The sequence below is a fragment of the Mycobacterium sp. E3339 genome, from assembly GCF_001666915.1.
Lineage (GTDB): Bacteria > Actinomycetota > Actinomycetes > Mycobacteriales > Mycobacteriaceae > Mycobacterium.
In genome coordinates, this window is the sequence record NZ_LZIZ01000049.1 from 1 (window position 1) to 21,935 (window position 21,935).

Here is a 21,935-nt window from a genome sequence, read left to right on the forward strand (position 1 = left end):
TTCTCGGCCACGTCGATCGGCATCGGCGGGGTATGGCCGTTGGGCTTGGGCGGGATGGGCGGGATGGGCGGCATCGAAACCGGCGCATCGACGTCGAACTCCGTCTGCGCCGTGGCCTCATCCGCAATTTCCACTCCCTCGAGGGATTGGAAGAGCCGGTCGTAGTCGGCCGCCATCAAACCCTTTCGTCAAACTCGTTCATGCGAGGAAGCACGAGACGAGCCTAGGTCTCCCGTTAGGTCGACGTGGCCCAATCTCGTGCTTCGCCGCTCGCCATCGTCTTACGTGAACATGCCCGTGACGCCGGATTCGGTTTGAGCCATCGCCTGGCTGGCCTCGGTGATGCGCTGCGAGAGCGCCTGCAACGAGGCGTTGAGCTCAGCGGAGGTCTCGTCCCAGTTCCGCTGGACCTGCTGGTAGGCCTCCGAACCGCTGCCGCCCCACGCCTCGGCCAGCTTGGCGAGGGAACTTTTGCCCTCGTCGAGAAGACCCTGCGTGGTCTGGACGGCGCCCGCGATCGAGCTGGATCCCGCTTCGATCCCGGCGAAATTCCATGACTGTTCCGACATATTGTTGCTCCGTTTCTTTGTGTTGCTGAGGGGGTGATGGGGGTCAGAAGTTCATCTGCGACGACAGAGAACTGGCTTGTTCCTCGTCGGCCGAGGAGTACTGGATGCCGGCGCCGTGGATGTTCTGCGAAATCTCGCTGAGCGCCTTGATCTGGGCCTGGCCCGCTTCGTGGAAGCGCGTCAACGCCTGCTGCGCGGCGGTGCCGGCTTGACCGCGCCAGTGGCCGGCCAACTCGCCCCCGGTCGACTCCACGGTCTGGATGACTCGCTGGAGTTCACCGGAGATCCTGTCGAAGTTGCTAGCCTCCGCGCTGAGGGTAGCGGCATCGGTCTTCATCTCTGCCATGCTGGACTACTTTCTCTGTTTCCTGTCCTCGCCAAGTGATGGCAAGTCTTCCGGCCCGGGCGGCCGGGAAGTCTCTTTCTGTGGGCGCTCACCAGTCGTCCTCGTGCTCGAAGTCGACGTCGTCGGCCTCGTCCGGGCGCGTGGCGAGCATCGCGGGGGAGGCCAGACCCGGCCGGCCGGCCTGCGCCGACTGACCGGCGGCGGCGCTGCCCATCCCGACGGGGGCCGCGCCTCCCGCGGCCGACGAGCCGGCGCCCGCACCGGCGGGCGCCGTGACCTGCGCCGGCTTGTCGATCAACTGGCTCATCAACGAGGTGCGGGGCGCGGTTCCGCCCGCACCGGGCAGTGCTTCCGAGCGCATCAGGCCCATGCCGACGCTCGGGCCCGATCCACCCGCCAAGGGATGCGTGGAGAGCGGGCTCGCCCCGAGCAGGCCCAGCTGCCGGTCTTTGCCGGCCAGGTCGCCGAGCTTGTCACCGAGCTTGTCACCGAGCGGGTGGTCGCCCATGCCGCCGTTCTGGCCGGCCATCGAGCTGAGCTGCTGCAGCGGCTGCATCAGCTGCTGCATCGGGCCGCCCAGCTGCCCCTGTCCCGGGAACGGCATGGCGGGCTCCTCGACCGGCACCCCAACCTCGGGCGGCGTCTCGGGAACCTCGTCCTCGACCTCCGACAGTGCGCGCATGGCGGCGGGAATGGCCTCGGAGCCGACGGCCGAGAGCGTGCCCAGGGCCGCGGTGGTCACCGCCTCACCCACGGCCGGCTGCAGGATCGGCTTGATGGGCGGGAGCGGCTCGAAGGTGGTGTTCGCGATGGTCTCCATCTGGTAGACGTCCATCACGATCGCCGCCTGATTCCACATGCGGACGAAATAGTCGGTCTCGTTCAGTCCGATCGGCACCATGTTGATGCCAAGGAAATTCGTGGCGGTGAGAACCGCGTGGGTGATGTGGTTGGTCGCGATCTCCGGCAGCGAGGGCGTCATCGCCAGCGCCTTGGTGTACGCCGCGGCCTGGGCCGCGGCGCGCGTCGCCCGCTGCTGAGCCTGCTGGGCGGCCGTCTGCAGCCAGGCGACCATCGGCATGGTCGCCGCGATGGCGCGTTCGCTGCTCATCCCGGTCCACGACGCCTTGAGGGAAACCAATGCGGTGGACAACTCCAGCGCCTGCGTCTCCAGGGCGCCCGCCAGCGCTTCCCAGCCGGCGGCGGCCTGCAGCATCGGCACCGGACCCGCTCCGGCCATCAGCCGTGCGGTGTTCAGCTCCGGTGGCATCGCGTGCCACAACATGGTTATCCAGTCCCCTTGTCTGCGTTCGCTTTTGGGCTATCTCACGAAGCCGGCCGGTACGGCGAAGCGTCCCGAGGCGCTTCGCGCGAGGGGCAAATCAGTACCGGACGCCAAGCCCGCCAAATGCCGGACGCTATTGGCGGTCAAAGCCCGGCCAATATCGACAAGTGTTGGGCCAAGTGTCATTTCTGGCATTTGCGAACCTCTTCTGTACTTCCGCGCGCAATAAACTATTCAATTAGGGCAAAACAACGCTTTCGACGACGCAGTCTCGACTCGTTTAGCGGGCGGCGGTCCAGTGCTTCTTACTGGGCGCTGGGATAATCGTAACCGCCTCCTGGAGGTGCTGAGTGCACTTCTTCTGGGGGATCTAGGTAGGCGGCTTGGATGACCTCCTTTCCTTCCGGGGTAACGAAAAATGCCTGGCCAGGGGGCCTGCGCTTGACCTGAATGTCCCTCGACGGGAAATCCTGCTTGTCGCCCGACAGGAACAGGGTGGGCGATCCCGCGCCGTACGCGGCCCCGACGAACTTGTCCATAGTCGCCTTGTAAGCGGAGCTCATTTGGCAGGTGACAATGATGTGCAACCCGATGTCCGAAGAGGCCGGCAATAACGGTGCCAGCGGCGCCATTGGCGGTATCCCTCCGGAGGCCGCGACAATCATGTGCCAGTCGTCGACAAGGAGAACCACATCGAATCCGCTCCACCACGACCGGGCGCGCAATTGTGCGGTGGTGAGGTCGGCCGGCGGCAACCGCTTCTGCAGGTTGAAGGCCAAGGCTTTGATGGCCTCGTCGAGCGTCGTGCTGTTGCGGTTGATCGCACCGGCGTCGAGCAGATGGCTCTGCGGCACCGCATCCAACAGCCCCGAGCGGTAATCGGCGAGCATGAACCGCACCTGTTGTGGACTGTTACGCGCACAGATGGCGCGCGCGATGGCGTGGGCGGTACGGGTCTTGCCCGCTTTGGCGGCGCCGAATATCAACAAATGCGGCGTGCTGTCCATGTGCGCGTGAGCCACCGACAGATCCGCCTCGCGCAGCCCGATCGGAATCGTCCAGCGCGTGCGGTAGTCGGAGTCCGGGCCCGGGGGGTTCGGGTCGAGCTCGTAGAGGTAAATCCGCTCCGGCAGCACCCGGACCCTCGGAGCCTGCTCCGTGTGTTGGGCCGCAACCTCATTCACCGCGGTGGTCATCGCCTCCACGAGGTTGTCGGCGCTGTGCACGCCGTCGAACCGGGGCACACCGATCATCAAGTGGTGCTTTTCCGACGACATCGCGCGGCCCGGCCGATTCGCCGGAATCTCCCGGGTGGCCCGGTCGATCTGGGTGTCGTTGACGTCGCCGAGCCGGAATTCGATCTTGGTGCCGAGGTAGTCACGGACTCGTGACTTCAGTTCCGTCCAGCGCGGCGTGGTGATCACCACGTGGACTCCGAACGACAGGCCCTGCGCGGCGAGGTCCTGGACTTGGGACTCGAGATCGGGGAATTCACTGACGAACGCCGGCCACCCGTCGATGACCAGGAAAACGTCACCGAACGGGTCGGCCGCGACGGGTTGGTTCGGGTCCTCGCGCAGTTGCCGATAGGCGGCGATCGAACCGACACGGTGCTCTTTGAAGGTCGCTTCCCGTTGCCGCAGAACGGCTTGCACCTCCGCGACCACACGCATGACGCGGTCGGGCTCCGATCGGGTCGCCACCCCGCCGACGTGCGGCAGGTTTTCCAGATAGATGAGGCCACCGCCGCCGAGGTCGATGCAATAGAACTGGACCTGCCTCGGTGAGTGGGTGGCGGCGGCCGACAGCATCATCGTTTGCAGCAGCGTCGACTTGCCGGTCTGCGGTGCGCCACCGATGCCGATGTTGCCGCCCGCGCCGGACACGTCCACCCCCCAGGTCGCCTGCCGGTGCATGCGCGGTTCGTCCATGATCCCGAGCGCGAATCGCAGGGGCTGGCGATCGTCCTGGGCGATGAGTTCGTCCACGGGTGTCGGGTCGGTGAGCGGGGGCAACCACATCTTGTACGCCCGCGACTCGGTGGTGGACAGCTGCTCGAGTACCACCTCGCGCAGCGCCCGGCCCTTCGATTCGACAGTCATGAGCGCCGCTCCTCTCCCCCGCGAGCGGGCGGTACCCCCACATCACCAAGTTCTGCATCGTCGCCGGCGCGCGTCATTACGCCGTCACCTCTTCCGCCAACGGGCCGGCGGTGAACTGTTGGATGCGAACCTTTTTCGGACCAACGTGGGGCGCGGCGCCATTGCCCTCACCGTTCGTCTCCACCCGAGCCGCCGGCACATAGGTGTTGCCGGTATACAAGGTGCTGAATTTGACGGGGTCTTCCATGCCCACCCGCAGGAATCCCACTCCGCTTTCCTTGTTGGTGATGTACTGCGCCTCCGGGGTGCCGATCACGGCCTTGGACTCGTGAGAACTGGTGGTGCGCAGCGCGATACGGTAGGTCAGGTTCGGCTCCAGTTTGTCGATGCGCACACCGCCGGTCTGCAGCGACTGGGTGGCCAGCAGCAGGTGCACCCGCAGCGACCGGCCGACGCGGCAGATCCTGTCGAACAACGCGATGAAGTCCGGGTGACTTTGCAGTAGTTCGGCGAACTCGTCGACGACGACGAAAAGCGTTGGCAGCGGGGGCAGATCGGCGCCCCGTTCGCGGTACTTCTCGTACTCGGCCACCCCGGAGAGCGCTCCGGCCGCCCCCACCTTGATGCCGGCCTGGCGCAGGATGCCCTGGCGGCGGTCGAGTTCGCCGGTCAGCACCTCGCCCATGCGGCTGACCAGTTCGGCCTCTTCGGCCATGTTGGTGACCACGGCGGCGGTGTGGGGAAGCTTCTCCATCCCCAAAAACGTTGAGCCGCCTTTGAAGTCAGTCAGCAGCAGGTTCACCTGGTCCGGGTGGTGCATCGCCACCAGGGACAGGATGAGGGTGCGCAAGAACTCGGACTTGCCCGACCCCGTGGTCCCGATCAGCATGCCGTGCGGCCCGGCGCCGAATTCAGCGCCCTCTTTGATGTCGAGGTACATCACGTTGCCGGTCTTGAGTTCGTGACCGAACGGGATCTTGAGCCGATCACGGTCGGTGTCGGTGAACATCCGCCAGCGGCTCGGCACCACCTCTTCGACGCTTTGGGCGCCGACCAGCTGGTGCCATTCCGTCGCCGCCTTCTTCTGGATGCCGGTGCCCTTCTTGTCGATCACCGTGCCGGTGATGGACCAGCCCGCCAACTTCCGCGCAATGCGGGCGGCCTGGCCGGGCGACATGCTGTCGGCGACGGACGTCACCTGGCGGAACTGCTGTCCCGGCAGGCGGTCATCGGCGGTCCCGTCGTCGGCGACCCTGATGCGGTAATTCGAGCCGCGGTGGTTGCCCAGCGTGATCACCGTGACGCCGGCCCTGCCATCGGGCGGAAACCCGGCCTTGCCCCCGGTCAGGTCCACCACCACGACGTATGGGCCGCCGGGCAGCGAATCGGGGGTGTGGGGCCCGCGGGCGGCCAGGTCGGACAGGTTGTCCGGGCGGGTGTAGATCATCCGAACGGGGCCGGCGGCATCGGTCTCGGTCGGATGTTGGACGTGGGGAAGCCATTTCAGCCACGACCAAGCCGGATCGTCCGGGTTCTCGGTGAGCACGCGGATCTGCAGCAGGTCGGGTGGATGGAAGACGGCCAGGTGGCAGACCATCGCGGTCAGCAATCCGGCCGCGCCAGCCGGGTCGCCACCGACCGCGATCGTCGGAAAGGTGCGCAGCTGCACCAGTTTCGGGCAGTCGTGGATGAGGCCGTGGGTGCGCAAGAACTTGACCACCCACATATTCGCGACGGGTTCGAGGTATGGCTGCGGCGCCGCGGTCGGCCCGGCGAGTTCGCCGCCCGCGGACGGCTTCATCAGTCGGTCGACGGCCGGCTGGTCACCGATGCCGATGCGGGTGGCGGCATAGAAGTCGGCGTTCGCTGGGCGGGACCACTGCCGCGGGGTCCCGATGAGCGATGTCAGATCGTCGGGATGCGGTGCGTGGAAACCAAAGAACGCGACCTGCGCGCTGGCCGAAGACGTCACGCGGGGGCGGAGCCCGGCCAGGTAGCGCAGGTACTCCTTACGGTCGGCGTTGATCTCGGGCACCTTCTTGCCGCCCCCACCGTGGCCGGCCATCATGCCCATCGACATCATGATCATCATCAGCGGCATCATCAGCATGTAGGGCGAGAGCTGCCGGGTGCCGGTGACCACCATGATCGCGATCATGCCGAGCATGCAGACGCCCATCACGTACGGAAGGGCCTTCTGCACACCCGACGGCGGGATGTCCACCCCGAGGTCTTCGGGCGGTGTCAGGCTGATCTCGCCGGGTGTGAGCCGCGGACCGCGCATGACCGTGGGGGTGAACTTCTTGGTCGTCATGACGGCCCTCCCGGGGCTTTGCGCGGGTTCGGGTCCGCCGGCAGCGTGTCGTGTTCCAGTAGCGCAGCCTCTTTCGACAGCACCGGACCGTCGACGAGCAGGCGAATGATCTCCCAGGGCGCGGTCTTCGGCGCGGTCAGGCCCAGCGACGAAGCCGTCTGGGCGTCGGGCAGCCCGTAGCGCACCCCCTGCGGATCGACGTAGTACAGCGACTCGCCGTACCGCGGGTCGGGCGACTGCAGTTGCACGTACTTGCCGCCATCGGTGTAAACCGTTGCCGGGCCCTGGATTTGCTTGATCCCCGAGCTCATCGCCGATGCCGGTATCGGTAGATGACGCCCGGTCAGGACGGTGGTCTTCGGTGCCTGATCACCGGCCTTGCGTTCCCACGTCCAGCACAGGGTGGGATCCTGGGGCCGCGACACGATCTTCACCGGTTCGTCGGGCAGCGGCGAGTTATACACCACCTCAGGGATTTTGACGATCTCGCTGGGCACCATCGCGGGAGGCTCGACCAGCCCGTAGGACTGGATGGCGCGCAGCGCGGCGGCGGTATTGGCGTTCACCGGCGCGACGCCGTCGGGCAGCACCACGAAGTAGCGCGGGCCCGACTCCGCGTGGATTTGCAGGATCGACCCCACCACCAGCTGCTCGGGAAGCCCGAGCGTGTTGGGCGAACCCGCGCCGGGGATGGGGGGCAACTGCCAGGATCCGGCGTCGGGCAGCGCGTTGAACATTGCGGTGGACAGCGGGCTGGGCTTGGCGGTTCCGCGGATCCCGACGGCGAAGGTCATGGGGCGATCGCTCAAATCCGTGGCGTGCCGGCCGTGGGTGTCCACCACCCAGTCCTTGCCCTGATAAGAGGCCAGCAGCGCCTCACGCGGAAGGATGGGGTCGATGACGCCGGGCTCGATTTGCAACGGCATCGCGACCACCGAGGTCTGCAGGCTGGGCGCGATGCTTTCCGCCTGGGTGACGGTGTCGCACAGCGCCCACACCGACGAGGAGTCGGACGACAGCGGCGTGGCGTACGGGGCGCCGGGGATGCCGATCGACTGGCCCTTGGGAAACCTGTTGAGCTCGGCGGGTTTAACGGCCTTCGGTTCGGCCGGGTTGCCCAGCACCAGTCGCGCCGAGGTCAGGTTGTAGACGGGATGCAACTGGCCCGACACCATCAGATAGAGCTGATTGGTGGCGCGGTCGACGAACAGGTTGCCGCTGCCAAGCTTGCCCTGCGGTTTGAAGTAGGCCATCGCCAGTGCGCCCACCACGACCAGCACCGAGACCAGGACGCCGAGCGCGACCGACCGGCTGTAGAACTGCAGCGGATCGTCGAACATCCGGGTGTCGCGCCGGACGATGGCGTGCTCGAGGCGCCGGAGCAGGAAGCGCCAGCCGCTGACCTGAACCTTGGTGGTTAGCCGGAACCCCGCCATGAGTCACTCGGTGATGTTGAGTCGTCCGTGTACCGCGGCGATCGCCTCGGCCATGTCCTCGCCGTTGATCTCGCGGAGGCGATCCTCGTCGAGGGATTCGAAATCGCCTGAGCGGGTCAGCCGGATGTCGCGGTACTGTTCGCCGGCCTCCACCAGCTGGCGCGCGTAACGACCGTTGCCGGCGATGTCGAGCGCGGCCTTGCCGCGCACCGTCTGCTGGCTGAGCAGCTTGGCCGCTTGCAGTAGATTGTCGGCCGCCTCCACACTCATCGACGAGTCATTGGCGGTGGCAATGACTTTCGCGATCTCAAGGATTTCTTCGGGAGAGTAGGAGTCGAATTCGATCCGGGTAGCGAATCGGGACCGCAGGCCCTCGTTGGTTTCCAGCAGCCGATCGATGTCCGAGCTGTAACCCGCGATGATCACCACGAGCCGGTCGCGGTCGTTCTCCATCCGCGCCAGCAAGGTGTCCAGCGCCTCCTGCCCGAACGGGTCGGTCCGCCCGTCACGCGCCTGAACCAGCGCGTAGGCCTCGTCGATGAAGAGCACACCGCCCAGGGCGCGGTCGATGGTCTTGGTGCTCTTGACCGCCGATTGGCCCTCGTATTCGGCGACGAAGTCCTTGCGGGCGGTCTCGACGAGCTTCGGTTCGGGGATGACGCCCAGCCCGGCCAGGATGTTGGCCACCACCCGGGCGATGGTGGTCTTGCCGGTGCCGGGCGGCCCGGTGAAGATCATGTGCTTACTCGGCTGCGCGACCTTCATGCCGCGCGCGGCGCGGACCCGGGCCATCTGGGTGGCCGCCCGGTAGCGCTCGACCTGTTCCTTGACCCGGGTGAGCCCGATTTGCCGTTCCAGCTCGGCTTCCGCCTCCGCGAGCAGCTTGTCGCGGCCCGAGGTGTCGGCCACGACGGTATTGGCATCCCACGGGTCGGTGCGGGCGGAGATCTGTTCTGCGCTGGTGGTCGTCAGGCGGTACGACGGATCCTTCAGCGCGGCAGTGACTTTGGGCTCCGGGTGGGTGGTCTGGAGCCATTCCAGAAGCGCCACCGCGGCTTCTTCGTTGCCCTGGCTGCGGCGCGTCATCGCCAGATACCAGGCGATGGCCCGCGCGCACGCCTCGCCCGCCGGGGTGGCGTTGGCCTCGGTGAGCCGGCGTTCGGCTTCGGTGAACAGGCCGAGGTTGGCCGCGGCGACACCGTGTGCGACGCCGGCGGCGGCGGCGAGGAATTCGTCGGGCCACCTGCTCGCGTTCCTGACTTCGTCGATCACGTCGGTCCAGCGGCCCGCCTCGCCGTAGATCACCGCCTTGACCCAGGACAGCAGGTGTTCGGCGCCGGCGGTTGGGGTGTCCTCGACGGCCTCCATGGCGTCGGCGTAATTGCCTTGCGCCGCTTCGCTTACGGCGAAGCCCATGGTGATCGCCAGCGGAGAGTTGGCCGGGTAGGTGATGTCGCCGTACAGGCCGCCGATGGCGAGCCGCGCGCCCACGGCGTTCATCGAAATCTGGGCGGCTCCGGCGAGTTGTCCGAAATGGGTCCGCGAATACCAGGCGCGAAACAGCGTCACCCGTTCGGTGTCGCCGCACCGGATCCGGCCAATCCACGCGTCGCAGGCGGACTCGTCGTAGTTCGTGATTTCGGTGAACAAATCCAGCGCGCGTGCCTCCGACACGGGCAGCATGCCGACCGCGCTTTCGAACAGGCCGGCCAGATGCTCCGTCATTTATCCGTCGCGTATCGGGTCGCGAACACCTCCGCCTGCGCCGCGGCGGCCTGCTCCGGCGTGATCAACCCGATGCCGTTCTCCATGAAGTCACGCACGACGTCGTTGCCGTCCATTCCCATCTCGCGCATGGTGTCCGAGAGGGAGGCGTCCTCCATCAGGTAGTCGTGCTGGGCGGCCAGGCCCTTCTGCCGTGCCAGGTCGGCGATGACGAGAATCTCTTCGGCGAGTTCGGCCTCGGTCATGCTCGTCACTTTGGGAGACAGTTCGACGCGCTGCGTTCTGCCGTCCATCAGCGCCGAGACCGACACCGTTTCGGGCGGATTGGTCACCGTGAACAGCTCGGGCGACTCTTCGTCGTCCGGCGCCGCATCCGCGTCGGTCTGGGAGTCGATGGCGGCGAGGTCGGTTTCGGCGTCCTCGGGCTCGCTCGGCGCGTAGTCGTGCAGCGCATCGACGGCCGACTCCTCGTCATCGCCGTCAGGCGCCGAGAAGTCCAGGGCGTCCGACTCTTCGAGGGTGTCGGAGCCGGTCCCGACGGCAGAGAAATCCAGGGCGGCCAGATCGTCGTGGTCGTCGTATTGCGGCATGGTTCCTTCTTTCTGAACTCTCGGGGTCATGCCCCGTAGGAGGCTTCGGCTCGGTCGAACCAGGCACCCGCCGGCAGGAACTCCATGAGGCCGTCCAGCGTGCGCTGCAGATTTTCTTGGGTGCCGGACAGGAAGCTGCCGTACAGCTCACCGCCGACGCGGCGCGGGAGGGAGACCAGCCGGCCGTGCACCGAGTCCAGGACACCGGCGGCGACGTCGGTCTGCGTGGAGGTGCCGCCGGGGTGGCGTTGGCTGGCGATGATCTCCACCCAGCTGGTCGGGTCGCTGATGATCTCGGCGTAGAGGCGCGCCGACGCGGGCGCGGCGCCGTGCTGAACCAGCTGGGCCGGGGTGGTGCAGGTGGCCAGCTCGGCGGCGACGCCGGTCAGCGGCTCGACGTCGGCGGGCGTCGCGGGGCCGAGCACCGTGGTCACCATCCCGGCCAAGCCGATCTGAGGCGCCACCAGCTGCAGGACCAGCAGGTCGCCGTCGCGGGCGGCGATGACGTGGCGCTCGCCCTTGCGGCACACCGCAAACCGGACCATGACGCCGCCGAGATCGCGCCGCCACCACCGGCCCTCCAGGCTGCGGTCCGGCCTCCCCAGGGTGTCGACCATCGCCGCCACCGCCGGGTGGGGTTGTCCCTGGTGGTCGAGCACCCCTTGCGCGGTGAGGTCGCGCTGGACCTGATCCCAGACGCGGTCTCGCAACTCTTCCTGGGGGATGTTCGGACGGATGCCCAGTGTCGTCGGGAAATCGACCAGATGCATTCGGTCGGCGATCACCAGCATGCCGTCGACAGTGACCTCCACGCCGACGACATCGTCGACGAGGCCGGCGGTAGTGAGCGGCCCGGACATGATCAGCTGAGCATCTGTTTGTTGAGGTTTGCGCTCAGGTCTTCGTCGACGCCCTCGTACGTTTGCTTGGCGACGCGCAACTTCGCGGCGAGGTCCGACGCGTGCTGCCGAATGTTCTGGCCCGCGCCGCGGCGCTGTTTCTCGGCGGTGACAAATGCACTATTGGAGCTTCCGCTGATGACGCCGTGCGTCACCCACACCGCGGTTTCGGTATTGCTCGCAGCCGAAGCCGCTTCTTCTGCCTTGGTGGCCGCTTGCCCCTGTTTAGTCGCCAATTGCTCGAGATACTTTTCGTCGACCTTCAGCGTTGCCATTGGAATCTCCTCAACGGATATTTTTACTCGCTATTGCGTTGACTCGTAGCGGTTTTTGCCGCACTCGCGAGGCTTAAAGGACCCGCTGCGGCCGGCTGGTCCCCGGCGCCGCGCCGGTGCCGACCCCGGCGCCGTCGACAGGCGCGCGTTCCCCGCCGGCCGTGCCCAACGCCGCCCCGTCGCCGGGCTCCTCGCCGGCGGCCGGCGCCATCCTCGGCCGCGGCTGACCCGTCGAGGCGAGTTGCTGAACCTGCCCCATCATCTGGTTGGCGAAGTTCATCGGCTGCGCGAGCTGACCGGAGGCCTGAGTGACTTGGCTCAGCGCGGGCGGCATCCACACCGGCGTCGTCTGCGCCGTCTCCACGGCGGCGGCGCCCTCGCCCTTGAGCGCGCCCAGGACGCCGCGCTCCTCCGGGGAGTCACCGGCCGCCGGCGCCAGGCCGGCCAACGAGGCGACGGTCGGTGCGGCGGAGAAGGCGGACAGGCTGTTCGAGACGGCCGCGAAGTCGCCGGTCTTGGTCTCCTCCGCCCCGGTCACCTCTATGCGGGCGAACGAACTGGTGGGGATCGCCTTCTCGGCGACCTCGCCGTATTCAAGGGCGACCGCGTGGATCTGGTGGGCCAGGGACATGGAATTGGACAGCGTGAACATCTCGAAGGCCAAGACGGTGGCGCACGCCGCGAACGCGGCGATGATCTGCCAAGCCGCCGAGATTTCGTGGCCGACGACGGGGATCAGGTACAGGGCCAGGGCGATGCCCTGAGCGATGACGAGACCCAGCAGCGTCACGGCGATCGCGTTGTGGGCCTTGGCGACCTCGGACCCCTGGTCGGCCACGAGGGTCTGCATCTTCTTGTCGAGATCCTGCATCGTCTGCACGAGGGCCTGCAGGGCCGCGGTCGCGTCGGCATAGGCCTTCGCCGCGTCACCGCTCCAGTCGCGCGGGTCCGGGGCGGCCTCGGCGAGGTAGAGGAAGACGGTTTCGTATTTGTCGGCGCCGCCGGTGAAGGAGGCGCCCTTGTCGGGGGTCCAGAATCCGTTGAGGAGGTCGACCGCCGAAATCGCCACCATCGCAACGTCGACGATTGCGGTGGGCGTCGGCAGGGTCTTGGTGCCTTGGGTTTTCAACGCGTCGGCGAGGACCTTGATCTGGTTCCTGCCGTACCACATCGCTTTGCCGGCGAGCGCGCCCAAGTTCGCGCCGAGTCCGACCCAATCCCCCGAATACGCGGCGCCGCCCCCGGCTTGCAGCCGCGTGAAGCAGTAGGCCAGATCGTGGATACCTGCAAGACGACTCACGGCGGTGCACCCCTTCGCGCGCGCTGACGGTTGTTGGACTCATGTTGAGAACGACAGATTGAGCCTAACCCCGTCAGGGGAGGGGTCGCTGCGCGAATTTTCCCGTCCCGCAAAGGATTCGGCTAACAATCGGTAAACGCCGTAGGAACAACAGGAACGGTTATTCGGCCGGATGCGCGCGACGCTACCGCGGCCTGGGCCGCCTAGGTGGAGATGAGGTCAGCGCCGATTCCGGGGTCAGCGATCAAGCACCTGCTTGTCGATGTTCTTGCCCGATTGGTCGTCAGTGCTCGCGTAGACGCTCTTGGCCGTGCGCACCTTTTCGGCGAGTTGCTTCGAGGCTGCGCTCATCGCGTCACCCGTGCTCTTGCGTGCACCCGCGGCCTTGGTGAAGGCAAGGTTCGATGCCGCGCTGATCACGCCGTGGCTGACCCACGTCGAGATCTCGATGTTGTCGGCCGCCGACGCTGCGGTAGCGGCCTGGGTTGACGCCTGGTCCTGGTTCGTCGCCAGTTTGGCTAGGTGGTCCGGTTGGACGACTACATCGGCCATGGGTGGTCTCCTAATTGTCTTTCGTTATTGTCTTGGCTCACAACAGTTCTGGACGGAGCTCGCGGAGTCAGAGCCGGCGCCCGAACGGGCTCGATTCCCCCGCCTGGTCGACGCCGGCCGCTCCGACCTCGACAGGTGCGCGCCCGGCGCTGCCCGCGCCTGCGCCCGCCCAGGCGTCCTCCGCCTCGCCCTGTATTTCTTCGGCCGCGTCCTGGCTCTGCAACTCGCCCGTTTCCACAAGCTGCTGCAGCGGACCCATCGCCCGGTTGAACATGGCCTCGTGCGGAGACAGCTGGCTCGAAAGCTTGGAGGATTGCCCGGACATTTGCGCCAATTGAGCCACGGTGGGCATCGTGACCGTCGGCGCGGCCGGCTGCGTCGCCTCGGGTGTCTCGGGGCTCGCGGGTGTGCCGGCCGTAACGGGGGCGGGAGCCGCGCCCGCGCTCACCCCTGCCGCCGGTTGGGCGTGCTCGTCGTCGGAACGATGAGCTGCACCGGTCGATGATGCGGGGGCGGCCGATACCCGGGACACCCCGGACATCCCGGACATGCTGTTGGAGACGGCCTCGAAGCTGGACACCGAGGACTCCTCCGATGTCGTCACAACCGCGGACGCCGGCGAACCGGTCTGCACCGTCCCCGCGGCCAGCGCGGTGTATTGGTCGCTCAGCGCCTTCGCCTTGTTGCCGTATTCGACGGACCAGTAGGCCAAGTTGCCGAGGAAGCCCAAAGCCGCCGCGATCCCAATCGCGCAGACCGTCCCCGCAAAGATTTTCGCGGCCAGCGGGCCGGCGGGCGGCACTCCCATGAACATGGCCATCTCGATGACGAAGGCCACGAAAAGCGCGTCCTTCAATAATCCGAAGGCGAAACGCATATGCACGACCCATTCGGCTTGGTCTTTGACCAGGGTGGCCAAATCTGTATCCAGTTTGGCCATCGCCACTGCGATTTCCTGTAGCTGCGTGCCCAGTTCGGCGTAGGCGTCCGCACCTTCGCCCTGCCAGCCGTCTTTGGGCAGGGCCGCCTTCAGTTGCTCGGTAAGCTCGGCGAATTGCTGCGACCCGTTCTCCAGATCGGCCCCTTCATCAGGCGGGCCGAACCCCGTCAACAGCTCCAAGAGCTCGACGATCGTGATGGTCCACTGGATGAGACTTACGCTCTTGCCGAAATCTTGGATTCCTTTTTTCACCGCCGCTTGATTACCGGAGCGCCCGCCCGACATGCGGTTTTTGAAATCAATCGAGCGCTGCGCACTTCCCCGTACGTAAGCATCGTATTTGTTCACCAGCGGCGCCTTGGCGAGACTAGCCCCGATGCCCCCGAGGCTGCCCGCCGAGCTGGTCGCGGAGCCGGCAATGTATTCAGCGCTGAAACTGCCCCCGGTAACGTCGCCCAAGCCCAGGCCCAAACCGGCGCCCTGCTGGCCTAGGCCGGCAATTCCGGCCAGGGTGCCGATGATCTTGGTGGCTTGCGCGAAAATGCTCATCCTGGGGGTCCTCCGTGTTATGCCTCGGGGCGTGTGAATCCTGCACGGTGATTCATCGCCCGTTAAGCGTAACGCCGCCCAGTCGGGGCCCGTGCACGAATTTTCGAGTTAGCCAACGGCTTCGGAGAAAGAGGACTTCCCAGGAAATGGCGGCTGCCACGAGGCGGGTTAACCGCGGCGATTCTGGGCCCGCTCGGCCGCGGCCGCGATGCGTTCGACGGGCGCAGTCGCGATGGCCTGGGCACCGGCGCTCGCTTCGGCGGCTTCGGCGCGCGCAGTCCCTTCTCCCGGCGGCGCGGCCTGCTTGGCTTGCCCACCTACGCTGGCGACCCGCTGCCCTGAAGCCGGGCCGGGCGACTTCTGCGCTCCGCCGGAGATTGCCATCAGCTGAGCCACGGAAGGCATTGCCGTCGCCGGGGTTGCGTCGCCGTGGTTGGACATTTCTTCCTCATCAATTCGCCCGCGGACGCGAGGGGGTGCCTCCACCGAACCGGTGGTTGCGCCGGGCGTAACGACATTGAGGGAAACCCCGGACTCGGCGCCAGTGCCGGCCCGGAACCTGCCGGCCTGCGCCGCTTGGGTCACGACTGCCGAATTGAACGGACCATCGGGTAGCACCGCACCCGCCTGCACCGCGCGATACCCCTCGACGGCTTCGCCAACGCGATCCGCGTTGTCGCGCGCCGCGTCGACCATCTCGCCGATGAACGCGACCACCGCTGCGATAGCCGCCATTGATACCACCAGTTGGAACATGATCGACAAGCCCTCGCCGACGTCGGCCGGCTGAACCGCCTTGAGCGCCAGCGCAATCGCGATGCACGCGGTCAGTCCGTCCCTGGTTGTCTTCATATTCCGGCGCAGGTTGACGACCTGGTGCGCCTCGGTTTTCAGGATGTCCGCCATCATCGCGTCCAAGTCCGCCATCGTCGCGGCGCGACTGCGATGGTCGGCGTTCTGGGCGGCATAGGCCTCGGATCCGGTGCCGCGCCAGCGCTCGTCCGGAAAGGCAGACGCCAACCTTTCATGGATCAGCTCGAACTTGCCCTCACCGATCGCGAAGGTGTCGCCCCGGTCGGGGGTGCCGAACCCGGCCAACAGCTCCAGGGCGGTGATGGCGTAGATCGTGTAATCGATGATCGGCGTTCCGGGAACGACCCCCTCGGTCATCAGCTTTTTGACTTTTTCGCTGCCGAATTTCTCGACCAATTGGCGCGCCAGGCGCCCGACATCCGAGAACACACCGGCTCCCGCGCGGAAATCGACGGAGCTGATCTTGTCGCCCAGGCCGTTCCAGTCGATGTCGCTGAGGTCTTTGCCGGCCGTGCCGAGGACGGTAAGAAGCTTGACACCCTCTGCCAAATTAGCCATTGCCGCGCCTCCTAGATTTTGGTGCAGGCATCAACGAGGAAGCACTTGTGCGTCGAGACTTTCGCCGGCCCGCTCGTCGGTGCCGTCATACGCACCGCCCGCGGCGCGGAGCCTCTTGGCGATTTCGGTGCCAACCGATTCAACGGCCGCGTTCGCGGCGCTGCGGGCGGATTCAGCCTCGGCCACCGCCATATTGGCGGTCGCGCAGATAACGCCGTGGCTACTCCACATTGTCGAGCCGATCCCGGAAGTCACCGCGGCCGCGGCGCGGACGTCGGCCGAGGACAGGTCGTGCTTCGCTGCCAGTTCCTCTAAATATGACGTTGTGACTTGTAGGTCCGTCATGGCTTGTCTTCCTCACGCACCGCGCTTGGCTCGCCCGGCTGCGTTGAGCCTAAGCCCGCTCAGACGGGGGTCGGCGCACGAATTTTTGCGGCCGGCTCAGCCGATGTGACTGATCAGCGTTTCGATCGCATCGGCGACCGCGGCCGGCACCGCTTCGTCGGCTTCCGCGCGCACGATCATTTCCTCGGTGACACCGGCGGCCTCGGCGGTCTCCTGCGGCGACAGATTCGCCCGGCGCCGGGCCGCATAGAGGCGTTGCGCGAGCGGGGCCCCCGGAGCGGTCGCGCCGAGCGTCATCAATTCGTCGTAGTGGCGGCGGACCGTGCCCAGCGCCTTGATCAGTTCGGGCGTGATGCGGCTGATCCGCGTGGCCCGCACGGCGATCGCCTCGAGCTGGCGGAGGTCGGCGAGGATCGGCGTCGCCCGCTCGGTGAACTCCGGGTCGTCCGCCGATGGCAACGCCGCGATGGCCAGCCCGCAGCCGTCCACGGCGGCCACGATCGCCTGCGCGATCAGCGAGGCCGGCGCATCCGAGTGGGGGGCCTCCGCCGGCGCGGGGGCGATGTCGGGGTCCTCGGCGATCGCATCGCCGGCGTCCGGTTGCCCGCGCCGAATGCGCGCGATGGTTCCGGCGGGCCACTGCAAGACCTGCTCGAGCTTGGCCTGGGTGCGTTCGCGCGGCCAACTGCGGCCCTTTTCGAAGGCGATTAGCGCGCCCGCGTTGATGATGCCGTCGGCCGCCAGGCTGCGCTGGCTGATGCCGAGCTCGCGGCGGCGCGCGGCGGCGGCCGCACCCGCGCGGGCCATGCCCGCATCCGGTTCGCCGCCATCCGACGGTTCGGGGCGCGCACCCGCATTCGGCGGCCTGACGATTTCAAAAGTCAGTACCTCACCGGCGGCGGGGTCACCGAGCCGGACCGTGGTCTTCTTGGTCACCGTCACCGAGTCCGTGCGTCGCCCGTCGACGAACATGCCGTTGGGGCCCTTGTCGACGATCCGCCATGAACCATCGATCGGTTCGGCGTGCAGGTGTTCCGCCGAGACTTGGGGATTGTCGATCCGAACGTCGTCCTTGGCGTCCCGGCCGATGGTCACCACACCCCGCCCGGGCTCAATCCGATGCGACGTCGTACCGCTGCGCACAACCAGGAGACCAAGCTCGGTACTCGACTCGGCGCTGGGCATCTGGGTTATTCCTCGAGGGAGGGCAGCGGGGCGGGCCTTCCGCCTCTGCAAGTCTAACCGTCGCACCGCGCCGATTTCTATCGCACTTCGCTACGTTTTGAGTCACAGCCGCGGTTGTGCGGCGTCGAGACGCTACACCGATGCGACGTAGGACGGCCGCACACGGCGAATCTTCGGCGCCAGCCCCTCCCCGCGGGCCCCATGGACGCTACGGTTTCATCGGGCAAGGCCGCTCTCGATCCCGGCTCCGCGACCCGGTAGCAACTCAATGCTACGGTTACGTAACCGTCCGGCCGCCTGGTCGAAGGGGCTCCCCAGGGAAGCGAAATACCTGTTCACAGCGCATAATGGACGAATCTGAGGGCCGTCCTCCGCGCACGCCGGGGCGTCGGTTTCGGAGCAGCCGTTGCGGCATTGGAATCAAACTGTTGCATTGCAGCGGTTAGTGCTATACCGTTGCGAAGCATAGGACGCAGAACGCAATGCTTCTGGAGGAACTAGCGACATGACCGCAACACCCCTTTTCAACATCCCGCTCGGCGCCTGCACGCAGGATCCGGACCGCTGGACCACCGCCCCCGACGCCGAGGCCATCGCGCTGTGCCGCGCGTGCCCCCGCCGCTGGATGTGTGCGCGTGACGCCGTCGAATCGCCCGGGGCGGAAGGCTTGTGGGCCGGCGTGGTGATCCCCGAAGGGGGCCGCCCGCGTGCGTTCGCACTGCGGCAGTTGCGAGGCCTGGCCGAGCGCAACGGGTACCCGGTGCGCGAAACCGCGAAGTCCGCCTAGCCCGTCCATGGCCGCCGCCGACATCGGGCCGGGCAGCGACGGAAGCCGTTGCACCGCATTCCCTTTGGGACTGGGCAGCAGGCGACGACCGCTACGTCGGCTCGAAACGGAAGACGGCGAGCCGCCCCGCCAGTGCTTCGAATTCGTCGGCCGTTCCGTCGCGCACCATTCCGGATCGCTTCGCGAAAGCCACCCCGACGGGGACCTTGGCGGGGAACTCCCGCAGTACCCGCCGCGCTTCACCGGCGGAGAGTTCGACGATCCGGACTTCCTGTGATCGTCGGCCCCGGCTGAGCGTGCCGGTCCCCGCCGCCCGGGCGTTCGCCGCCCAGTCGGCGCCGGGATAGCCGGCCACAACGTAGAGGCCGCCCTGGAATTCGAACGGCGTCATCGGGGTGCTGCGGGGCCGGCCCGACTTGCGGCCGGGGACCGTCAGCACCATGGCGGGGCCGGTGGGGATCCCGAGCCGCTGCACCGCCATCATCACCTTGTTCATCGGCTTGAGGTAGCGCGGTGGGCGGGGTTGTGACATCTCAGGCCCCTTCCGGCCTGGCGAACAAGTCGCGGTGCTCGGCGACCCACTGGCCGATGGGAAGCGCGGGCCGGCCCAGAATCTTCTCCACGTCGTGGGTGACCAGGGCGGGGGCTTCGAGCGTCGAGGCGAGCATGGCGATATAGGCGTCGCCGAACTCGGCCGGGAACCCCAACGCGACGAACCGTTCGCGCACGGCGGCGCTGGGTATCTCGCGGTACTGCAGCGGCCGGCCCAGGGCGGCGCCGAACGCCTCGGCCAGCTCGGAGTTGGTGAAGGCCTGCGGACCGGTCAGCGGGATCCGCTGTCCGACAAGCTCATCGGTGAGCAGCGCCCGCGCCGCCACCTCCGCGATGTCGCTCTCGACGATCGGTGCCGTCGACGCCCCCGCGTACGGTCCGTGGACTACGTCGCCGAGGCGGATCTGCGGCGCCCACATGCCGGCGAAGTTCGTCGCGAACACCGTCGGCCGCAGGCTCACCCACGGCACCCCGGAGTCGACGGCGAGCTGTTCGACCTCCTTGTTGCGGTCACCGCGGACGCGGGACGGCTGCCGGGAGAAGTCGTCGTCGGCATTGATCGCCGACAGCGCAACCAGCTTGGTGACCCCGGCGCGCACGCTCTGGGCCACCACCGCGTCCAGGTCCGCGCCCAGTGCCCGGGAATTGAGGAAGACCGCCGACGCCCCGGGCAGCGCATCGGCCGCCGACCTGACCGGTTCGACTCCGGGGGGAAACGCCGCAGTCTCGGGCGAGCGGGTGACGGCCCGTACCGGCGCTCCGGCCGCGGCAAGCGCCGCCACGAGAGGGCGTCCGACGTTGCCGGTCGCCCCGGTTACCACGATCGTCATGGGTGGATCCTTTCTTTCGAATTTCTTGCGGTGCTCCAAGGACGGGACCGAAGGTGGGAAAGTTACAACCGAGAACGCGTAACTTTTTGCCGCAGCAGATCGTCGAAGAGTCATGAACCAGTCGCCATCATCTGACCGGCTCGCCGAGGCCTGGCGTCAGCACCGCCCGTATCTGGTCAACCTCGCCTATCAGATGCTCGGCGATATCGGTGACGCGGAAGACGTTGCGCAGGAAGCCTTCCTGCGACTGTCCCGGACCGAGCCGAGCGAGATCGAGGACGTGAGGGGCTGGCTGACCGTGGTGGCGAGCCGGCTCTGCCTCGACCAGGTGCGTTCGGCTCGCGCCCGTTACGAACGTCCGGGCGAGGTCCAAGAGCGTCCGGCGCCCCAGCGCTCCGATCCGGCCGACCGGGTCACCCTCGACGACGAGATCCGCGCCGCCTTGCTGGAAGTGTTGCGCCGGCTCAGTCCCGGGGAGCGGGTGGCCTTCGTGCTGCACGACGTGTTCGGCGTCCCGTTCGACTCGATCTCGGAAACCGTGGGTCGCCCGGTCGGCACCTGCCGGCAGCTGGCGCGCCGCGCGCGCGCGAAATTTGTTGCTGCACAACCTAAAACCAACGTCGTTGCATCGACCGAGCACCAGCTGGTCACCGAGAAGTTCATCACCGCATGCGCCAACGGCGACCTCACCGGGTTGGCCGCCGTGCTGGACCCGACGGTGTGGGGAGTGGGCACGATCCTCGCCGACCCGCCGCCGCCCCAGCAGATCAACCACGGGCCGGATGCGGTGGCCACCAACCTGCTGCGCTACCTATGGCCCGACGTGACACTGGTCAGCGGCCCCGTCGGGCAACCCGTGCTGTTGGCGTTCACCGACCGCCGACTCTTCGCGGTGATCGTGCTGACGATCCGCGACTCCCGGGTGGCCAAGATCGAGGCGATCGCCGACCCGTCCGCACGGATCGGGAAGCTCACCGAGAACGCCTAACTCGGCCGACGATCGTCGGGACGCGCCGCGAAGTAGCCGGCGATCGTCGCCGTGACTTCGAGAAACTTGCGCCGCGTTGCCGGCGCCATCTCGTTGCTCACGTCGATGACCCCACCCGGCCGCAGGTGCGGGTCGTAGGGCACCTGGATCACCGGCCGGCCGTGATCGGTGAACTCGCGGGCCAACAAAGCCCGGGTGCGCTTGTCGGCGTGGCCGTCGGAATCGTTGAGCACCACCACGGTGTTCTGCAGCAGAGTTTCGAAGCCCTGATCCGCCAGCCACTCCAGGGTCCTTGCCGCCGCGGAGGCCCCGTCCGCCCAGGGCGAGGAGACCACTATCAGCGCATCCAGATCGCGCAGCACCTCCTGGGTGACCGGCGCGTCCATGGTGGACCCGCAGTCGATGACCGAGATCGCGAAATGGCGGTCGAGGCGCAGCGCGGCTTCCCGGTAGATCGCGGGGTCGAGCACGCGTCGGGGGCCCGACGCCGGCTCGCCGCCGAGAACGTGCAGGCCCGCGGAGTTGCGCCCCACCCGGGCGACCATGTCGTCGAAGGACTGCAGGTTCTTGTCGGCGGTGAGTTCCCAGAACGATCCGGTCGACCGCGGGTCGATCCGGCTGCTGAGCCGGCCGAACGCGGTGTCGGCGTCGATCGCCACGACATGGTCTTGCCGTCGGAGTTCGGCGAACAGCGATCCGACACTGGCGGCCACGGACGTCTTTCCGACGCCGCCCTTGCCCAGGACCCCGACCTTGTAGTTGCCGACGAGACGGGTCCGGATGGCCGCCTCGGACTGGGCGTCCTGCAGCTGCGCCGGCGACGGGCCGAGCTTGACGAGCCCGAACGTCACCAGCCGGAGCATGCGTCGCCAGCCGCGCTCGGGCGCCGCGTCGAACCTCAGCGTGGCGCGTGCGGGTACGGCCGCGGGGGCCGGGATGATGCAGACCTGGTCGGCGTCGTAGCGGGCGTCGTGCGCCTGCCACAGCGAGTCGCT

At 67.3% G+C, this 21,935-nt stretch carries 21 protein-coding genes; 2 read left to right on the plus strand and 19 right to left on the minus strand.

Going from position 1 to position 21,935, the window contains the following annotated elements; genetic code table 11:
* Positions 1–281: 281 nt before the first annotated feature.
* The 16 genes from A5702_RS03870 to A5702_RS03945 form a co-directional block, all read right to left on the minus strand.
* Positions 282–569 carry a WXG100 family type VII secretion target gene (locus A5702_RS03870; RefSeq protein WP_055404525.1) on the minus strand — a complete coding sequence of 96 codons (288 nt, stop codon included), beginning with the start codon at positions 567–569 and terminating at the stop codon, positions 282–284.
* A gap of 43 nt (positions 570–612) precedes the next feature.
* Entirely contained in the window at positions 613–906 is a 294-nt protein-coding gene (locus A5702_RS03875; protein WP_369808542.1) for a WXG100 family type VII secretion target, read from the minus strand.
* A gap of 97 nt (positions 907–1,003) precedes the next feature.
* On the minus strand, positions 1,004–2,200 hold the full coding sequence (locus A5702_RS03880; protein ID WP_055404523.1) for a PPE family protein: 1,197 nt from the start codon (positions 2,198–2,200) through the stop codon (positions 1,004–1,006).
* Between the two features lie 305 nt (positions 2,201–2,505).
* On the minus strand, positions 2,506–4,302 hold the full coding sequence (gene eccCb / locus A5702_RS03885) for a type VII secretion protein EccCb (protein ID WP_055404522.1): 1,797 nt from the start codon (positions 4,300–4,302) through the stop codon (positions 2,506–2,508).
* A 76-nt stretch (positions 4,303–4,378) separates the two neighbouring features.
* A complete protein-coding gene (eccCa, locus tag A5702_RS03890; RefSeq protein ID WP_055404521.1) occupies positions 4,379–6,616 on the minus strand; it encodes a type VII secretion protein EccCa in 2,238 nt (745 codons plus the stop codon).
* Positions 6,613–8,052 carry a type VII secretion protein EccB gene (gene eccB / locus A5702_RS03895; RefSeq protein WP_055404519.1) on the minus strand — a complete coding sequence of 480 codons (1,440 nt, stop codon included), beginning with the start codon at positions 8,050–8,052 and terminating at the stop codon, positions 6,613–6,615. Before eccB ends, eccCa begins: the two co-directional genes overlap by 4 nt.
* Before the next feature lie 3 nt (positions 8,053–8,055).
* Positions 8,056–9,777 (minus strand): type VII secretion AAA-ATPase EccA, encoded by a 1,722-nt coding sequence (gene eccA, locus A5702_RS03900; RefSeq protein ID WP_055405794.1) that lies wholly within the window; start codon positions 9,775–9,777, stop codon positions 8,056–8,058.
* A complete protein-coding gene (locus A5702_RS03905; RefSeq protein WP_055404515.1) occupies positions 9,774–10,367 on the minus strand; it encodes a hypothetical protein in 594 nt (197 codons plus the stop codon). Before A5702_RS03905 ends, eccA begins: the two co-directional genes overlap by 4 nt.
* A gap of 26 nt (positions 10,368–10,393) precedes the next feature.
* Positions 10,394–11,227: an ESX secretion-associated protein EspG gene (locus A5702_RS03910; RefSeq protein WP_055404513.1), complete on the minus strand. Its 834-nt coding sequence runs from the start codon at positions 11,225–11,227 to the stop codon at positions 10,394–10,396.
* A gap of 2 nt (positions 11,228–11,229) precedes the next feature.
* Positions 11,230–11,541: an ESX-1 secretion-associated protein gene (locus A5702_RS03915; RefSeq protein WP_067822688.1), complete on the minus strand. Its 312-nt coding sequence runs from the start codon at positions 11,539–11,541 to the stop codon at positions 11,230–11,232.
* Between the two features lie 73 nt (positions 11,542–11,614).
* On the minus strand, positions 11,615–12,841 hold the full coding sequence (locus tag A5702_RS03920; protein ID WP_156349648.1) for an EspA/EspE family type VII secretion system effector: 1,227 nt from the start codon (positions 12,839–12,841) through the stop codon (positions 11,615–11,617).
* Positions 12,842–13,078: 237 nt separating this feature from the next.
* The gene (locus A5702_RS03925) at positions 13,079–13,393 is read right to left on the minus strand and encodes an ESX-1 secretion-associated protein (protein ID WP_055404507.1); all 315 of its coding nucleotides are present in this window, start codon (positions 13,391–13,393) and stop codon (positions 13,079–13,081) included.
* A 67-nt stretch (positions 13,394–13,460) separates the two neighbouring features.
* Positions 13,461–14,882 (minus strand): EspA/EspE family type VII secretion system effector, encoded by a 1,422-nt coding sequence (locus A5702_RS03930; protein ID WP_055404505.1) that lies wholly within the window; start codon positions 14,880–14,882, stop codon positions 13,461–13,463.
* Between the two features lie 168 nt (positions 14,883–15,050).
* On the minus strand, positions 15,051–16,253 hold the full coding sequence (locus A5702_RS03935) for an EspA/EspE family type VII secretion system effector (RefSeq protein ID WP_055404503.1): 1,203 nt from the start codon (positions 16,251–16,253) through the stop codon (positions 15,051–15,053).
* A 30-nt stretch (positions 16,254–16,283) separates the two neighbouring features.
* Positions 16,284–16,598 (minus strand): type VII secretion target, encoded by a 315-nt coding sequence (locus A5702_RS03940; protein WP_055404501.1) that lies wholly within the window; start codon positions 16,596–16,598, stop codon positions 16,284–16,286.
* Between the two features lie 96 nt (positions 16,599–16,694).
* Positions 16,695–17,693 (minus strand): FHA domain-containing protein, encoded by a 999-nt coding sequence (locus tag A5702_RS03945; protein WP_231964989.1) that lies wholly within the window; start codon positions 17,691–17,693, stop codon positions 16,695–16,697.
* Positions 17,694–18,288: 595 nt separating this feature from the next.
* Here A5702_RS03945 and A5702_RS03950 point away from each other — a divergent pair.
* The gene (locus A5702_RS03950; RefSeq protein ID WP_055404497.1) at positions 18,289–18,570 is read left to right on the plus strand and encodes a WhiB family transcriptional regulator; all 282 of its coding nucleotides are present in this window, start codon (positions 18,289–18,291) and stop codon (positions 18,568–18,570) included.
* Positions 18,571–18,661: 91 nt separating this feature from the next.
* On the opposite strand, the gene A5702_RS03955 is transcribed toward A5702_RS03950, so the two are convergent.
* Both A5702_RS03955 and A5702_RS03960 read right to left on the minus strand, forming a co-directional pair.
* Entirely contained in the window at positions 18,662–19,102 is a 441-nt protein-coding gene (locus tag A5702_RS03955; RefSeq protein WP_055404495.1) for a nitroreductase family deazaflavin-dependent oxidoreductase, read from the minus strand.
* Between the two features lies 1 nt (position 19,103).
* A complete protein-coding gene (locus A5702_RS03960) occupies positions 19,104–19,952 on the minus strand; it encodes an NmrA family NAD(P)-binding protein (protein WP_067822681.1) in 849 nt (282 codons plus the stop codon).
* 112 nt (positions 19,953–20,064) lie between these two features.
* On the opposite strand from A5702_RS03960, the gene sigI reads away from it, so the two are divergent.
* Entirely contained in the window at positions 20,065–20,940 is an 876-nt protein-coding gene (gene sigI / locus A5702_RS03965) for an RNA polymerase sigma factor SigI (protein ID WP_068218440.1), read from the plus strand.
* On the opposite strand, the gene A5702_RS03970 is transcribed toward sigI, so the two are convergent.
* Positions 20,937–21,926, minus strand: a complete 990-nt coding sequence (locus A5702_RS03970) for a MinD/ParA family protein (RefSeq protein ID WP_082955935.1) — start codon at positions 21,924–21,926, stop codon at positions 20,937–20,939. The genes sigI and A5702_RS03970 overlap by 4 nt on opposite strands.
* Positions 21,927–21,935: the final 9 nt, after the last annotated feature.

What these genes read in the sequence shown, in the direction of transcription:
- A5702_RS03870 (WP_055404525.1), bottom strand. Translation starts at nt 569, where the DNA reads ATGTCGGAACAGTCATGGAATTTCGCCGGGATCGAAGCGGGATCCAGC.
- A5702_RS03925 (WP_055404507.1), bottom strand. Translation starts at nt 13,393, where the DNA reads ATGGCCGATGTAGTCGTCCAACCGGACCACCTAGCCAAACTGGCGACG.
- A5702_RS03910 (WP_055404513.1), bottom strand. Translation starts at nt 11,227, where the DNA reads ATGTCCGGGCCGCTCACTACCGCCGGCCTCGTCGACGATGTCGTCGGC.
- A5702_RS03905 (WP_055404515.1), bottom strand. Translation starts at nt 10,367, where the DNA reads ATGCCGCAATACGACGACCACGACGATCTGGCCGCCCTGGATTTCTCT.
- eccB (WP_055404519.1), bottom strand. Translation starts at nt 8,052, where the DNA reads ATGGCGGGGTTCCGGCTAACCACCAAGGTTCAGGTCAGCGGCTGGCGC.
- A5702_RS03955 (WP_055404495.1), bottom strand. Translation starts at nt 19,102, where the DNA reads ATGTCACAACCCCGCCCACCGCGCTACCTCAAGCCGATGAACAAGGTG.
- A5702_RS03940 (WP_055404501.1), bottom strand. Translation starts at nt 16,598, where the DNA reads ATGACGGACCTACAAGTCACAACGTCATATTTAGAGGAACTGGCAGCG.
- A5702_RS03935 (WP_055404503.1), bottom strand. Translation starts at nt 16,253, where the DNA reads ATGGCTAATTTGGCAGAGGGTGTCAAGCTTCTTACCGTCCTCGGCACG.
- A5702_RS03880 (WP_055404523.1), bottom strand. Translation starts at nt 2,200, where the DNA reads ATGTTGTGGCACGCGATGCCACCGGAGCTGAACACCGCACGGCTGATG.
- eccCa (WP_055404521.1), bottom strand. Translation starts at nt 6,616, where the DNA reads ATGACGACCAAGAAGTTCACCCCCACGGTCATGCGCGGTCCGCGGCTC.
- sigI (WP_068218440.1), top strand. Translation starts at nt 20,065, where the DNA reads ATGAACCAGTCGCCATCATCTGACCGGCTCGCCGAGGCCTGGCGTCAG.
- eccA (WP_055405794.1), bottom strand. Translation starts at nt 9,777, where the DNA reads ATGACGGAGCATCTGGCCGGCCTGTTCGAAAGCGCGGTCGGCATGCTG.
- A5702_RS03960 (WP_067822681.1), bottom strand. Translation starts at nt 19,952, where the DNA reads ATGACGATCGTGGTAACCGGGGCGACCGGCAACGTCGGACGCCCTCTC.
- eccCb (WP_055404522.1), bottom strand. Translation starts at nt 4,302, where the DNA reads ATGACTGTCGAATCGAAGGGCCGGGCGCTGCGCGAGGTGGTACTCGAG.
- A5702_RS03875 (WP_369808542.1), bottom strand. Translation starts at nt 906, where the DNA reads ATGAAGACCGATGCCGCTACCCTCAGCGCGGAGGCTAGCAACTTCGAC.
- A5702_RS03930 (WP_055404505.1), bottom strand. Translation starts at nt 14,882, where the DNA reads ATGAGCATTTTCGCGCAAGCCACCAAGATCATCGGCACCCTGGCCGGA.
- A5702_RS03915 (WP_067822688.1), bottom strand. Translation starts at nt 11,541, where the DNA reads ATGGCAACGCTGAAGGTCGACGAAAAGTATCTCGAGCAATTGGCGACT.
- A5702_RS03950 (WP_055404497.1), top strand. Translation starts at nt 18,289, where the DNA reads ATGACCGCAACACCCCTTTTCAACATCCCGCTCGGCGCCTGCACGCAG.